The following is a 14,754-nucleotide window of genomic DNA, read 5'->3' as shown; positions in this document are numbered from 1 at the left end:
CGTTGTCGGCCGTGTTGTTCCACGACTCGCCGCGCAGCACACGCCACTGATCCCGCGGAGCCCGACGGGGCCTGGTGAAAGAACCCTCTTTCGAAAGATGGACAGCGGGCTGCCAGAGTACAGGGGATCCGTGTCCAGAGCGACCGAAGTCAGTGGACTAGATGGGGGACGCTCGACACAACCGAAACCCGATGTCACTTTCGCGGAAGCCGGGGCGGTAGTCGCCGCGGACGGACGCGCGCGCGTAGCTGGCAGAGTTGAACCAAGATCCTCCGCGTAGTGCCCGCGACTGCTTCCCGACGACCTCGACCCGTTCGGGGTCGTAGAACTCGTTCAGGCACCACTCCCAGACGTTGCCTATCAGGTCATGCACATCCGACCTAGCTCCTTCAGGGAACAGGCCGACCGCACAGGTGCGGCCTAGGCGTTCTTCGGCGTTCACCCGATTGGGGTCCCATTCGGCGCCCCAGGGGTAGTTTCGGCCCTCGGTGCCGGCTGCCGCACGCTCCCACTCCTTCTCAGTAGGCAAGCGAATCGGCTCACCCAGGCGGTGGCTGAGCCAGCGGCAATAGGCCACCGCTTCGAACCAACTGACCGTGACACGGGGCGCGTTGGGTTCGGCCCAGGCCGCTTCCGCTGGGGCATCCAACCGCTGGTCCAGGCCGTTCCACCACGGCGTGTCGACCGCGTAGCCGCCGTCGTCGATGAAGGCCTGGAACTGCGCCTGCGTCACCGGGTAGCGGGCCAGCTCGAAAGCCGGCAGGGGCGGATGACGCTGGCCTTGGTACAGGAAGCCCTGCTGGTCGGCAAAACGCACCCAATCGATGTCGGGCAGGCCATCGGCGCGCACGCCGATGCCGGGCCGTTGATCCAGGCTGAAACGCCCCAGCGCCAGGCCAATGGCCGATCGTGCGTGCAGCCTCGCCTCGGGCGCCTGTTCCGCTTCAGTGGTCAGACGCGGAAACCAGGTATGGCGAATCTGCTCGGCACGGTCCGGTGGCAGCGTGGGACGACCGGCAGCGATCCAGGCCTGCGATGCCACCTCTGGCTGCGCCCGCGCCAACCAGGACACCAGGGCCAGGGCACCGTCCGGGTGGCCGGCCAGGCTTTCGCCCGCCATCTCGGCCACCACCTCCCAGCCGGTGCGCTGCCACCAGCGATCGGGCGGCCAGAGTGCGCTGGCCGGCAGGTGGCCCGCCAGTGCCAGGTCGGCCAGCGCGGTGGCCGACAGCGCCTCCTGCAGCAGTTGGTGGGTGAAGGCGATCTGCTCGCCAACCTGTTTGAGCACCTGCACGCCGATGGCGAACTCCAGCGCCTCGTCGCTGAGGCTGCTGGGCCGGTCCAGCCGCACCAGGTGGGTTCTGGCGTCGCTGCCCGGCCCCGCCGGTCTGCCGATCTGGCGCATCGCACCCAGCCTCAGCGCGCCGGTGGACCCCTGGGTCTCCAGGCCCTGCAGTTGCAGCGCCGTGTCTTCCAGGGCTTGCCGCCAGCGGTCGACATCGGGGACTTCGCTGGCCGCTCCCCGGGCACGGCAACGGCGCGCCCCTTGCTCGTGGACGATGGTCAGGAAGCCGTCCACCAGGCGCTGCCGGGCTGAGGGCACCTCGGGCAGCATGGCCAGCAGGGTCAGCCAGTAGGGGCTGGCGGCCAGACGCAGCAGGCTGCGTGGGTTGTCGCGCAAGTCGCGCCACAACTCGTCCTGCTCAATGTCAGTCTGGCTGAAGACATCGGGATCATCCCGAGGCACCTCGGTCGCCTGCCAGAACTGCGCCAGGCTGGCGCCGGCTCCCTGCCAAGCTGCCCACACCTGCGCCGCCGCGTCGGCCAGGGCCGGGCCGGCGGCGAGTTGCCAGAACCTGGCCCGGGCCTCCTGGGCGGCCCGCTCGGGTGGCCAATCGCGCTCGGCCCAGCGGTGCAGGAAGTTCCACACCTGCAGCGGTGTCAGCGGTTGCAGGTGCAAGGTGTCGTAGGGCAGGCGCAGCGCCGGGTCGGCAAAGTCGCGCTCGCGGCAGCTGACGATCACCCCGGCCCAGCGGCGGTCTTGCGCCAGCGCCAGCACCTGGGCCGACTTGTGCAGGCGCTGCGACACCGGGAGCTCGTTCAGGCCATCCAGCAGCAGCACCGCTCGGCCGCCGTCGCGCAGGGTCTGCCAGTGAAGATCCAATCCGTGGGGGCGCAGGCGGGTCTCGAGGAAGTCGTCGAAGCGCTGGTCGGCGCGGGTCCACTCGCCCAGGGCCACGAACAGCGGCAGCGGGGCCTGGGCATCGGCCAGTGCCGCGTCGGCCAGGTGACAGAACAGCCGCTCCAGCGAGAAGGACTTGCCGGCGCCGGGCTCGCCCAGCACCGCCAGCCGGGCGCCTGCCGGGCCAGGCCGGGCCAGGATCTCGGCGTAGGCCGACAGTACGTCGGCATAGACCTGGGGCTCGCGGGTCTGGGCCCCTTGCTCGGCGGGCTGAAAGCGTTGCAGGACCAGGTCCACATTGAAGGGCAGGTCCTTGCGGCTGCGCAGCGGCGAGGCCGACGCACGCGCCTGCGCCTGCAGGGCCACATAGCGGCCGGGGCGGTCAACAAAGGCCACGGCCAGGTGGTGGGCCAGGTAGGCCACCTCCAGCCGCCGCAGGCCGGCCGCCGGCGCTGTCGGGTCGGCCACATCGGACGCGTCACGCGGGGCGCCCCGCGCCTGGCTGTGCAAGGCGTCGGCCAGGCGAGGCAACCATTGCTCTGGCGAGCTGGTGCCATTGACGGGCTGCTTCTCGCCCAGGTACCACGGCGGCGGCACGGTCGAGGTCTGCACCAGCACGATGGGGATGTGCTGGAACTCGGCCAGGCGGGCCTCGCGCTGCTGCCACACGCTCTCTTCGGTGTCCGGCCCGGCGAAGAAGGCCACCACCTGGGCACGGCGCAGGCCGGCCTCGATCCGGTTCAGGGCGTTGTCGTCACCTTCGCGCACACTGTTGGTGTCGAGGAACACATCGGCACCGAGCGCGCGCAGATGGCGCTCGGCGCTATGGGCCTGGCTCTGCGTCCAGCCACCGCGGGGGTAGCTGATGAAGACGCGCAGGCCGTTCAGTGGAGCGTTCACGGCCAGTGTCAAGCGCCGGGCTGGCGCGTCAGGTCGTCGCGCCCCGCCACGATGAACAGCCTGGTGTCGAGGGTCATGCGCCCACTCAGGCTCCACTGGTCCAGCCACTCGCTCAGCTTCATTCGCTGCTCCCCCGTGTCGGCGCCCCGGCCACCGTGGAACGATAGCCGATAATCCGGCCCCCTCGGGTGCTGCCCTCCGGCGGCGCCCCGCCCCCCCCCAAGATGATCACCCTACGCAACCTCACGCTGCGCCGCGGCGTCAAGGTGGTGCTCGACAGCGCCACCGTCACGCTCAACCCCGGCGAGAAGATCGGCCTGGTGGGCCGCAATGGCGCTGGCAAGTCCAGCCTGTTCGCGCTGCTGGCCGGGCGGCTGCATGCCGATGCGGGCGACGCCGAGATCCCGCCGAAGTGGCGCATGGGCGAGGTGGCCCAGCACATGCCAGAGGTCGACACCCCGGCCACCGAATTCGTGCTGCAGGGCGACACCCGGCTGATGGAGGCGCAGGCCGAGCTGGAGGCCGCCGAAGCCGCCGATGACGGCGAGGCGATGGCCCACGCCCATGTGTCGCTGGAAGAAGCTGGCGCGTTTGACGCCCGCGCCCGCGCGCAGGCGCTGCTGCTGGGCCTGGGCTTCACCACCGAGCAGTTGGATGCGCCGGTCAACAGCTTCTCCGGTGGCTGGCGCATGCGGCTGCAGCTGGCGCGCTGCCTGATGTGCCCGGCCGACCTGATGCTGCTGGACGAACCCACCAACCACCTGGACCTGGACGCCCTGGTCTGGCTGGAGGCCTGGCTCAAGCGCTACCCCGGCACGCTGCTGGTGATCAGCCATGACCGCGAGTTCCTGGACGCGATCACCACCGTCACGCTGCACCTGGAAGACGCCAAGCTGCTGCGCTACGGCGGCAACTACACCACCTTCGAGGAAATGCGGGCCGAGCGGCTGGAGCAGCAGGCCGCGGCCTTTGCCAAGCAGCAGGACCGCATCGCCCACCTGCAGAAGTTCATCGACCGCTTCAAGGCCAAGGCCACCAAGGCCAAGCAGGCGCAAAGCCGCGTGAAGGCGCTGGCGCGGATGGAAAAGCTGGCGCCGGTGCTGACGGCCAGCGACTTCAACTTCGAGTTCCGCGAGCCGCCGTCCTTGCCCAACCCGATGCTGGCCATGCGTGATGTCGAGTGCGGCTACCGCGCCGCCCGCGAGGACGGCAGCGACAAGGTGATCGTGCGCGGGATCGACCGCACCGTGCTGGCCGGCCAGCGCATCGGCATCCTGGGCGCCAATGGCCAGGGCAAGTCCACCGTGGTCAAGACCATTGCCCGCGCCCAGCCGGCGCTTGCGGGCACGGTGACCGAGGGCAAGGGCCTGGCGATCGGCTACTTCGCGCAGCAGGAGATGGACCTGCTGCACGCCGACGACACGCCGCTGCAGCACATGGTGCGGCTGGCGCGCACGACCGGACCCTCGGGCACCGAGCAGGAGCTGCGCAATTTCCTGGGCCAGTTCCGCTTTCTGGATGCGATGGTGCACCAGGCGGTGGGCACGCTCAGCGGCGGCGAGAAGGCCCGCCTGGTGCTGGCCAGCCTGGTCTGGCAAAAGCCCAATCTGCTGCTGCTGGACGAGCCCACCAACCACCTGGACCTGACCACCCGCGAGGCGCTGTCGATGGCGCTCAATGAGTTCGAGGGCACGGTGATGCTGGTCAGCCACGACCGCGCGCTGCTGCGCGAGACCTGCGACGAGTTCTGGCTGGTGGCCGACGGTGCGCTCAAGCCCTTCGACGGCGACCTGGACGACTACCAGCGCTGGCTGGTCGAGCGCAGCCGCGAGGCCGCGCGCGTGGCCGCCGGCAAGCCGGCCCAGCCCGCGCCGAAGAAGGCTGCTGCTGCCGCACCGGTGGTGGCCCCGCCGCCCGCGCCGATCAAGCCGCGCGAGGACCGCAAGGCCGCCGCCGCCGCCCGCCAGGCGCTGGCCGGCAAGACGCGTCCGCTGCGCAACGAGCTGGCGCAGATTGACGGCAAGATGGAGAAGCTGGCCGCCGAGCGCGCCAAGCTGGAGGCCGGCATCGTCGATGGCTCGATCAGCGGGCCTGAGCTGGCCGAGGCCGGCCGGCAGCTCAACCACGTCGCCGCCGAGGTGGCGATGCTGGAGGAGCGCTGGCTGGAGTTGTCCGAGCAGATCGAGGCGATGAGCGCCGAGGCAGGGGGTGGCTGAGCCGCTGTTCGCGTCGGCCGACCTGGCGGCGCGGCCCTTGCGCGCCGACGAGGTGCCGGCGCTGCAGGCCCTGTTCAACGCGAACCCGTTCTACTTCCGCACCGTCAACGGCCGCGATGCGCTGCCCGATGAGGCGCAGCAGGAGTTCGACGAGCGCCCGCCGCCGCACCTGAGCTGGCGCGCGCAGCGGGTGCTGGGCCTGTTCGATGCGGCCGGCCAGTTGCAAGGCACGGCCGTCATCACCGAAGACCTGGGCACGCCCGGCTGCTGCCACCTGGGCCTGCTGTGGCTGGTGGATGCGCTGCACGGCCGCGGCGTGGGCCAGCGCTGGCATGCCGCCTATGAGGACTGGGCGCGGCGCCAAGGCGCGCTGTGGCTGCGCCTGGGCGTGGTGCAGGCCAACACCCGCGCCACGCGCTTCTGGACCCAGCTGGGCTACCAGCGGCTGCGGGTGCGCGAGGGCGTGGACACCGGCGGGCGCGTCAACACGCGGTGGGCGATGCTCAAACCGCTGGACAAGGCCAGCATCGAGGACTACCTGACCCGGGTCCCGCGCGACCGGCCGGGCTCGACGCTGCCCTGATCAGGCGGCGGCTTCCTTCTCCTGCAGCAGCCGCCACATCACCTTGCCCGAGCCCGACTTGGGCAGCGCCTGGGCAAACTCCACCACCCGCGGCGCCTTGTAGGCCGCCATGTGCTCGTGGGCCCAGGTGATGATGTCCTGCTCGGTGGTTCGGCCCACCGCATCGGGGCGCAGCACGATCACCGCCTTCACCGTCTCGCCGCGGTAGGCGTCCTTGGCGGCGATCACGCAGGCCTCGGCCACTGCCGGGTGGCGGTACAGCAGCAGTTCCACCTCGCTGGGCCAGACCTTGAAGCCGCTGGCGTTGATCATGCGTTTCAAGCGGTCGGTGATGAAGAAGTAGCCGTCTTCGTCCATGCGGCCCAGGTCGCCGGTGCGGAAGAAGGGCTGGCCGTCGATCTCGATGAAGGCGGCACGGGTGGCCTCGGGGTGCTTCCAGTAGCCCTTGAAGACCATCGGGCCGTGGGTGACGATCTCGCCGGTCTCGCCCGTGGGCATCTCCTGCAGGGTCTCGGGGTCGACCACGCGGCTGTCCACGCCGTAGATCGGCATGCCCAGGCACTGCAGCTTGGCGCGCTCGGGCGGGTTGGCGTGGCTGGGCGCGGCGGTCTCGGTCAGGCCGTAGCCCTCGGCAAAGGTGATGCCGAACTCGGCCTGCAGCCGCTCGGCCACCGCCTGCGGCATGGCCGCGCCGCCGCCGCTCAGGAAGCTCAAGGACGAGAGGTCAAAGCTCTTGTAGTTCGGGCTGGCGAACAGGTCGATGATCATCGTCGGGATGCAGGTCCAGTGCGTGATCTTGTAGCGCGAGATCAGCCGCCCGGCCAGTTCGCGGTCCCAGCGCGGCAGGATGACCACCGTGGTGCCGCCGTACACCGGCCCCAGTACGTTGTAGAGCATGCCGGTGATGTGGAACATCGGCACCACGCCCAGGCTGACCGTCTCGGCGCTGGTGTGGCCCCACAGGCCGCCGCCGATGACATTGGGCATCAGCGTGCGGTGGGTGTGCATGCACCCCTTGGGCAGCCCGGTGGTGCCCGAGGTGTAGGGCAGCAGCGCCAGGTCATCAGCGTGGCCGCTGGGCGGCTGGGCCGGGGCCAGGCCGGCGGCCAGCGCATCGGCCCAGCGGGTGATCGGCGTGGGGCTGGCGGGCAGCGGTGGATCGGCGCGCAGCCAGGCTTCCACCGCAGGGGCGGGCACCAGATCGGGCTCGATGATCGCGGGCAGCGCGTCGGCGTAGCGGGTCACGAGGATCGCGCGCAGGCGCTGGGATTCGGGCAGCGCGGCGTTGGCGCTGGCGACGATCTCGGCACCATCAGCGGCACACACCACCACCTTCGTATCCGGGTCGGTGATGTAGTGGCCGAACTCGTCCACCCGGTTCATCGGGTTGACCGGCACCACCACCGCGCCCAGGCGCATCACCGCGTAGAAGGCGACGATGAACTGCGGACAGTTCTGCAGGAAGATCGCCACCCGGTCGCCGCGCTGCACGCCCTGCGCCTCGAGCCAGCCCGCCAGCGCAGTGGACTGGGCCTGCAACTGGCGGTAGCTCAGCGCCTCACCGAAGAACAGGAAGGCCGGCTTGTCGGGATAGCGCGCGGCCGAGACCTCGAGGTTGAACCACAGCGTGGTCTCAGGGATGATCAGCGCGCGCGGCAGGCGCCTGGGCCAGTGGGCGTGGTGGGGGCGGTCGGCAGGCTGCATGCTCAGACTCCTTGCATCGGCGTGAAGGCTAACGGCGAAGCGACCCTGCCGCGATACGGTCGCACCCGCAGAAGCTGTCTCGTGGGAGACAGCCCCTAGAATCCGCCACGCCCGGCAGTTCATGGGCTTTCACCGCCCGAGTGCCCGCCATGCCCTGCGTCCTTGCCGATTCGCCCTGCCCCCGGGCGCCCTGCCCATGAGCCACGGTCGTCTGCTGCCCGGTGCCGCGGGCGGGCTGCTGGCCCGGGGCCGCTGGGTGGCCTTGCTGGGCGCCGTGCTGGTGGCCACCTTTGCCGGCGTGGCCTGGGTGCAGTGGCGCCAGTTCGACCAGGTGGGCTCGCAGGTCCGCCAGGCCGACGAGCAGGCCTCCTGGGTCTACCTGCAGCTGGAGAGCGACCACCTCCAACTGCGCGAGGCCCTGCGCGCCACCATCGACCAGCCCAGCGCCGAGCACGCCCGCCTGCTGCGCCGCCTGCAGGCCACCTTCGCCAGCCGCGTGCGGGCGCTGCAGGCCGACGCCGACCCGACCATCCCGCCGCCCGGCATTGCCCCTGACGACCCCGGCCCGATGCACACCTGGGCCACGCTGCTGCGCGTGGTCCAGCATGGCGACGAGTGGCTCAATCGCGAGCCGCTGGCGGTGGACGAGCTGCGCGAGCTGCTGGGTGAGCTGGCCCCGCTGTCACCCGCGCTGCACGAGCTGGCCGAGGCCGCCACACTGCGCGTGGCAAAGCACAATGTCGAGCGCGGCCAGACCATCCGCGACCGGCTGCACCTGGGCATCGGGCTGACCGCCTTCCTCAGCCTGATGACCCTGGTCTTTGGCCTGATCGTGGTGCATCTGTGGCGCACCGCGGCGCGGCGCGAACGCGAGCTGGCGGCGCTGGCCGAGGGCCTGCAGGCCGCCCGCGAGACCGCCGACCGCGCCAACCAGGCCAAGAGCGCCTTCCTGGCCACCATGAGCCACGAGCTGCGCACGCCGTTCAACGGCCTGCTGGGCATGCTCTCGCTGCTCGATGACACCCGGCTGGATGCCGAGCAGACCGGCTTCGTGCGCACTGCGCGCGACTCGGCCCAGCACCTGCTGGCCATCCTGGACGACATCCTCGACCTGTCGCAGCTCGAGGCCGGCAAGCTCGACATCCACCCCGAACCGGTCCACATGCCGCGCCTGATGGACGAGGTGCGCACCGTCATGGGCCCGCCGGCGCGCGCCAAGGGCCTGACGCTGACGGTGCGCAACGCGCCCGGCCTGCCCGAGTGGCGGCTGGCCGATGCGCGGCGGGTCAAGCAGATCCTGTTCAACCTGCTGTCCAACGCGATCAAGTTCACCGCCCGTGGCCGCATCGACCTGGAGGTGCGCCCCGCCCCTGGCCCGGGCGCGGGGCTGCTGATCTCGGTCGAGGACACCGGCATCGGCATGGACGCGGCCACGCTGTCGCGCCTGTTCCAGCGCTTCACGCAGGCCGATGCCAGCATCGCCCGCCGCTACGGCGGCACCGGCCTGGGGCTGGAGATCTCGCGCACGCTGGCGCGGCTGATGGGCGGCGACATCACCGTGGTCAGCCGGCCTGGTCAGGGCAGCCGCTTCGAGGTGCAGCTGCCGCTGCCGCCCACCTCGGCGCCGCCGCCCGAACCCACCCCGCCCGGCCTGCCCAGCCACCCGATCACCGACCGTCCGCTGGACGTGCTGGTGGCCGAGGACCATGCGATCAACCGCATCTACGTCTCGGCGCTGCTGACCCGGCTGGGCCACCAGGCGCGCTTCGCGGTGGACGGTGAATCGGTGGTGCGCGAAGCCGAGCGCAAGCCGCCCGACCTGATCCTGATGGACCTGCAGATGCCCGGCATTGACGGCCTGGAGGCCACACGCCTGATCCGCCTGAAAAGCGGCCCGCTGGCCCGCGTGCGCATCATTGCGCTGAGCGCCGATGCCCTGGGCCCGGCGCGCGAGCGCGCGCTCGACGCCGGCATGGACGACTTCCTGCCCAAGCCCTTCCGCTGGGAGCAGTTGGCCCAGCTGCTGGCGCGCCACGGGGGCAGCCCGCTGGACACCACCGGCCCGGCCCCCTTGACCGATCCGCCGGCACCGCGACCGCCGGCCGCCGACAGCGGCCGCACCGCCGACGAAACGCTGGGCCTGACCTCGATGCGCGAGCTGACCCAGCTGCTGGGTGTGGACAGCTACGCGCCGCTGCTGCGCGACTTCCTGGCCGATGACGTGGGCAGCCAGGCCTTGATGGACGCCGCGCTGCAGACCCTGGACCCGCAGGCCCTGGCCTACCAGGCCCACCAGTACAAGGGCGCGGCCCACCTGCTGGGGCTGCGCGCACTGGCCGAAGCCGCCGAGCAGATCGAGCTGGAGGCCGCCCAGCTGGACGCCACCCGCGCGGCCGAGCACCGCCAGCGCCTGCAGGCCCTGCGCCGTGACAGCCGTGCGCTGGCCCAGCGCCTGGGGCTGCTGGCGGCCGCAGCGGCACCGGCGCCCGCGGCGGGCTGAACCGGTCGGTCAGACCATCACCGGCTCCGGCTCCAGCCGGATGCCGAAGCGGCCGTAGACGCTTTCCTGGATCGCCCGGGCCAGCGTCTGGACTTCCGAGCCCACCGCGCCGCCGCGGTTGACCAGCACCAGCGCCTGCTTCTCGTAGACGCCGGCGTGTCCGATCGACTTGCCCTTCCAGCCGCAGGCGTCGATCATCCAGCCCGCCGCCAGCTTGAAACTGCCGTCGTCCATCGGGTAGTGCACGATGTGCGGGTCGCGGGCGATGATGTCGCGGCACTGCTCGGCGCTGACCACCGGGTTCTTGAAGAAGCTGCCCACATTGCCGATCTGCGCCGGGTCAGGCAGCTTGGCGCGGCGGATGTCGCAGACCCACTGGAAGATGGTGCGGGCGTCGGGCGCCGCGATGCCAGTCTCCTCGGCCTTGCGGCTCAGGTCCAGGTAGCCCAGCATCGGTTGCCAGGCCTTGGGCAGGCGCAGGCGCACCCGGGTGATCAGGCTCTTGCCGGCCAGCTCGCGCTTGAACACGCTGTCGCGGTAGCCGAAGGCACAGATCTCGTGGCGCAGCGTCACGGTACGGCCGGTGACCAGGTCCACCGCGTCCAGCGACTCAAAGCGGTCTTTCAGCTCCAGTCCGTAGGCGCCGATGTTCTGCACCGGCGCGGCGCCCACGGTGCCGGGGATCAGCGCCATGTTCTCCAGCCCCGGCCAGCCCTGGTCCAGCGTCCAGGCCACCAGGGTGTGCCAGGGCACCCCGGCGCCGGCCTCGATGATCCAGTCGTCGGCGGTCTCGCGCAGCAGGCGCAGGCCCGGCACCTCGACCTTCAGTACCAGCTCGGGCATGTCGCGCGTGAGGATGACATTGGAGCCACCGCCCAGGATGAAGCGCGGCGCGCGGCCCATGTCGGGGTGGTCGACCACCGCGCGCACATCAGCCTCGCTGCGGATGCGCACCAGCCGCCCCGCCTGGGCCGGCAGGCCAAAGCTGTTGTAGGGCTTGAGGGATACGGCAGTCTCGAATTGCATGGCAGAATTTTCCGCGTTTTTGCTGCCCATTCAGAACAATCATGCCCAGCTTCGACGCCGTCCTGGAACCCGACATGGTGGCCATCAAGAATTCGGTGGCCAATGCCCAGAAGGAAATCGCCACCCGATTCGACTTCAAGGGCACGGCCGCCGCGCTCGAGCTGAAGGAGAAGGACAAGCAGATCGAGCTGCTGGGCGACTCCGATTTCCAGATCGAGCAGGTCAGCCAGGTGCTGGTGGGCAAGCTCACCAAGCAGGGCGTGACGATCAATTACCTGGACATGAGCGGCAAGCTCGAGAAGATCGGCGGCGACAAGGTGCGCCAGACGTACAAGATCAAGGCCGGCATCGAGGCCGACCTGGCCAAGAAGCTCACCGGCGCCATCAAGAACAGCAAGCTCAAGGTGGCCGCCAGCGTGCAGGGCGACGAGGTCCGCGTCACCGGCAAGAACCGCGATGACCTGCAGCAGGCGATTGCGCTGCTGAAGAAGGACTTTGCCGACCAACCGCTGAAGTTCCAGAACTTCCGCGACTGAGCCATGGACGCCCTGACCCAGCTGACCGACCGCGCCTTCGCGATCCACGCCCAGGACGCGGCCGGCGCGGCGGCCATGATCGCCGATGGCCTGCCGGCGACGCTGGACCAGGCCGACAGCGGCTCGCTCGAGTCGGCGCTGCGGGCGATCGAGCACATCGGCCTGGGCCACCTGGCCGACGGCGACTGGGTGCGCCGGATGATGGCGCTGGTCGCGCCGCTGCAGGCCCGGGCGCCGTCGCTGGCGGTGGCCCTGGCGCGCGGTGAGGCGGCGCTGGCGCTGCTGGCGGGCGATGACCCCGACCTGGCCCTGCTGCCGCCGGCCGAACGGGTGCGCGCCCACGCCAACCCGGCGCTGGGCCGCGCCCGGCAGGGCGACATCGAGGGCGCCCGGCGCCTGCTGGACCTGGCCACCGCCCGCGCCGCCGAGGCCGACACCGACCCCCCGGTGCGCCGCGCGATCGCCGCGCTGGCCAACAACCTGGCCTCGGACATCCGCGACACGCTGAGGTCCCCCGCCGACCCGGCCGCGGTGGCGCTGATGCTGGAAGCCGCCACCCGCTCGCGTGCCGCCTGGAGCGACGTGGGTGGCTGGTTGGAAGTGGAACGCGCCGATTGGCTGCTGGCCATGTGCCATGCCTCGGCCGGCCAGGGCCACGAAGCGCTGCGCCATGCCCAGGCCACGCTGGCCGCCTGCCAGGTGCATGGCGGCGATGACTTCGAGTTCTGTTTTGCCTGGCAGGCGATGGCCTTTGCCGCGCTGGCGGCCCGGGACCGCAGCGCCGCGCAGCAGGCGCGCACCGCGATGGCGGAGCGCGCCGAACGCCTGAGCGACGCGGGCGACCAGCAGTACGCACGCGATCAACTGGCGTTGATTGACGCCGGGCTCTGAGCCGGCGCCCCGCTGGCGTCAAGCGCCCGCGTTCAGTGGAGCAACTGCTCCACGCCCAGGGTCAGCGTGTCATGCGGGGCCATGCGGTGGCCCAGCCATTCCAGGTCCAGATGCAGGTGCTCGACCAGCGGGCCTTGCGTGTCGACCAGCGTGGTCAGCGGCGGCAGGCCGGCCTCGCCGGCCTCGGCCATCACGCTGGCCAGGCGCAGCACCGCGCCCAGGCGCGAGAAAGGCTTGACCGCCAGCGGATCCTCGGCGGCGCGCAGCGCGTGAACCATGGTGTCGGGAAACTTCCAGCGCCGCGCCAGCTCGGCCGTGACCTCCAGGTGGGTGCACTGCAGCAGTTGGCGCTCATGGTCCAGCAGGCTGTCGGGCGACAGCGCGCGTGATTCGGCCAGCGCCACCGCCTCGGGGTCGGCCATCAGCATCAACAGCTCACCGGTGCGCATCACCAGACCAGCCAGGTAGGCGGTGTCGGGGTCGACGTCGCTGGAATGCGCCAGCAGCCGCGCCTGGCCGGCGGTGGCCAGGCATTGGCGCCAGAACTTCAGCCGGTCGAAGCCCGTCACCTTGGGGAAGGCGCCGGCCACGCAGGCCGCCAGCGCCAGGTCGCGCAGGCCGCCCAGGCCGATCACCATCGCCGCGTCCTTGATCGAGGCGATCGCATGGCGCGGGCTGTAGCGCGCCGAATTGGCCAGCCGCAACAGCTTGACGGACAGGCCCTGGTCCTGGGCGATCAGGTCGGCCAGCTGCTGCATGCCCAGGTCCTCGCGCTCGAAGGATTTGAGCAGGCGGTGGGCCACCTCGGGCATCGACGGCAGGGCGGCCGGGTTGGCGAAGTACTTGTCGGACATCGGCATGGGTGGACTCCTGGGGGGTGAGGGGCGCGGCGTGCGCCACCTGTGCGGTTGTCGGCGCCGCCCCAGGCGACTTGAGCCACCCCCCGGGCAAACCCGCCCTGTCTCTGTCACGGTCGGGACAAGACCAAATCGAACGATCGTGCTAAAAACCGGGGCTGAACTGGAGACCAGCCATGGACCTCAATTTCACGCCCGAAGAACTGGGCTTTCGGCAGATGGTGCGCGACTGGGTGGCCACCCACCTGCCCGACGACATCCGCCACAAGGTGCTCAATGCGCTGCGCCTGTCCAAGGACGACATGCAGCGCTGGGCCCGCATCCTGGGCGCCCAGGGCTGGCTGGGCTATGGCTGGCCGAAGCAGTTTGGCGGCCCGGGCTGGAACGCGGTGCAAAAGCACCTGTTCGAGGAAGAGTGCGCGCTGGCCGGCGCGCCGCGCATCGTGCCCTTCGGGCCGGTGATGGTGGCGCCGGTGATCATGGCCTTCGGCTCGCCCGAGCAGCAGCAGCGCTTCCTGCCCGGCATCGCCAGCGGCGAGGTGTGGTGGAGCCAGGGCTACTCCGAGCCGGGCTCGGGCTCGGACCTGGCCTCGGTGAAGACGCGCGCCGAACGCCAGGGAGACCATTACGTGGTCAACGGCCAGAAGACCTGGACCACGCTGGGCCAGCATGGCGACTGGATCTTCTGCCTGGTGCGCACCAGCAACGAAGGCAAGCCGCAGACCGGCATCAGCTTCCTGCTGGTCGACATGAAGAGCCCGGGCGTCTCGGTGCGGCCGATCATCACGCTCGACGGCGAGCACGAGGTCAACGAGGTCTTCTTCGACAACGTGAAGGTCCCGGCCGAGAACCTGATCGGCGAAGAGAACAAGGGCTGGACCTACGCCAAGCACCTGCTGGCCCACGAGCGCACCAACATCGCCGACGTCAACCGCGCCAAGCGCGAGCTGGAGCGGCTCAAGCGCATCGCCAGGGCCGAAGGCGTCTACGACGATGCGCGTTTCCGCGACCAGATCGCGCTGCTGGAGGTGGACATCGTGGCGCTGGAGATGCTGGTGCTGCGGGTGCTCTCGGCGGAGAAGAGCGGCAAGCAGAGCCTGGACATCGCCGACCTGCTGAAGATCCGCGGCAGCGAGATCCAGCAGCGCTACGCCGAGCTGATGATGCAGGCTGCCGGCCCCTACAGCCTGCCCTTCATCCACGAGGCCATGGAGGCTGGCTGGCAGGGCGACCAGGTCGGCGCCGCGCACTGCGCGCCGCTGGCCAGCGTGTACTTCAACATGCGCAAGACAACGATCTACGGCGGCAGCAACGAAGTGCAGCGCAACATCGTCTCTCAAACGGTTCTGGGAGCCTGAC

The 14,754-nt window shown here is 70.5% G+C and carries 10 protein-coding genes; 6 read left to right on the top strand and 4 right to left on the bottom strand.

All coding sequences use genetic code 11. The features are described 5' to 3' along the window. Positions 1 to 157 precede the first annotated feature (157 nt). Positions 158 to 3,082 carry an SUMF1/EgtB/PvdO family nonheme iron enzyme gene (locus KAK06_RS00570; protein WP_210799741.1) on the bottom strand — a complete coding sequence of 975 codons (2,925 nt, stop codon included), beginning with the start codon at positions 3,080 to 3,082 and terminating at the stop codon, positions 158 to 160. A gap of 224 nt (positions 3,083 to 3,306) precedes the next feature. On the opposite strand from KAK06_RS00570, the gene KAK06_RS00565 reads away from it, so the two are divergent. Next, a complete protein-coding gene (locus KAK06_RS00565; protein WP_210799740.1) occupies positions 3,307 to 5,298 on the top strand; it encodes an ABC-F family ATP-binding cassette domain-containing protein in 1,992 nt (663 codons plus the stop codon). After that, on the top strand, positions 5,291 to 5,881 hold the full coding sequence (locus KAK06_RS00560; protein ID WP_210799739.1) for a GNAT family N-acetyltransferase: 591 nt from the start codon (positions 5,291 to 5,293) through the stop codon (positions 5,879 to 5,881). Before KAK06_RS00565 ends, KAK06_RS00560 begins: the two co-directional genes overlap by 8 nt. Here KAK06_RS00560 and KAK06_RS00555 read toward each other — a convergent pair whose 3' ends face one another. Then, positions 5,882 to 7,585: a long-chain fatty acid--CoA ligase gene (locus KAK06_RS00555; RefSeq protein ID WP_210799738.1), complete on the bottom strand. Its 1,704-nt coding sequence runs from the start codon at positions 7,583 to 7,585 to the stop codon at positions 5,882 to 5,884. A gap of 196 nt (positions 7,586 to 7,781) precedes the next feature. Between KAK06_RS00555 and KAK06_RS00550 the strand changes: the two genes are divergently transcribed. Beyond that, complete coding sequence (locus tag KAK06_RS00550) at positions 7,782 to 10,085, top strand: ATP-binding protein (RefSeq protein ID WP_210799737.1); 2,304 nt, start codon at positions 7,782 to 7,784, stop codon at positions 10,083 to 10,085. Between the two features lie 9 nt (positions 10,086 to 10,094). On the opposite strand, the gene murB is transcribed toward KAK06_RS00550, so the two are convergent. Beyond that, positions 10,095 to 11,111 (bottom strand): UDP-N-acetylmuramate dehydrogenase, encoded by a 1,017-nt coding sequence (murB, locus tag KAK06_RS00545; protein ID WP_210799736.1) that lies wholly within the window; start codon positions 11,109 to 11,111, stop codon positions 10,095 to 10,097. 41 nt (positions 11,112 to 11,152) lie between these two features. Between murB and KAK06_RS00540 the strand changes: the two genes are divergently transcribed. Together KAK06_RS00540 and KAK06_RS00535 are read left to right on the top strand one after the other, a co-directional pair. Further along, positions 11,153 to 11,647, top strand: coding sequence for a YajQ family cyclic di-GMP-binding protein (locus KAK06_RS00540; protein WP_210799735.1), 495 nt, complete (start codon positions 11,153 to 11,155; stop codon positions 11,645 to 11,647). Positions 11,648 to 11,650: 3 nt separating this feature from the next. Further along, entirely contained in the window at positions 11,651 to 12,538 is an 888-nt protein-coding gene (locus KAK06_RS00535) for a hypothetical protein (RefSeq protein WP_210799734.1), read from the top strand. Positions 12,539 to 12,570: 32 nt separating this feature from the next. Here KAK06_RS00535 and KAK06_RS00530 read toward each other — a convergent pair whose 3' ends face one another. Then, the gene (locus KAK06_RS00530; RefSeq protein WP_210799733.1) at positions 12,571 to 13,398 is read right to left on the bottom strand and encodes an HDOD domain-containing protein; all 828 of its coding nucleotides are present in this window, start codon (positions 13,396 to 13,398) and stop codon (positions 12,571 to 12,573) included. 173 nt (positions 13,399 to 13,571) lie between these two features. Here KAK06_RS00530 and KAK06_RS00525 point away from each other — a divergent pair, with 173 nt between their 5' ends. After that, the gene (locus KAK06_RS00525) at positions 13,572 to 14,753 is read left to right on the top strand and encodes an acyl-CoA dehydrogenase family protein (protein WP_210799732.1); all 1,182 of its coding nucleotides are present in this window, start codon (positions 13,572 to 13,574) and stop codon (positions 14,751 to 14,753) included. Position 14,754 lies beyond the last annotated feature (1 nt).

The sequence above is a fragment of the Ideonella aquatica genome, from assembly GCF_018069755.1.
Lineage (GTDB): Bacteria > Pseudomonadota > Gammaproteobacteria > Burkholderiales > Burkholderiaceae_C > Ideonella > Ideonella aquatica.
This window is presented reverse-complemented; position numbering and strand designations above follow the sequence as displayed.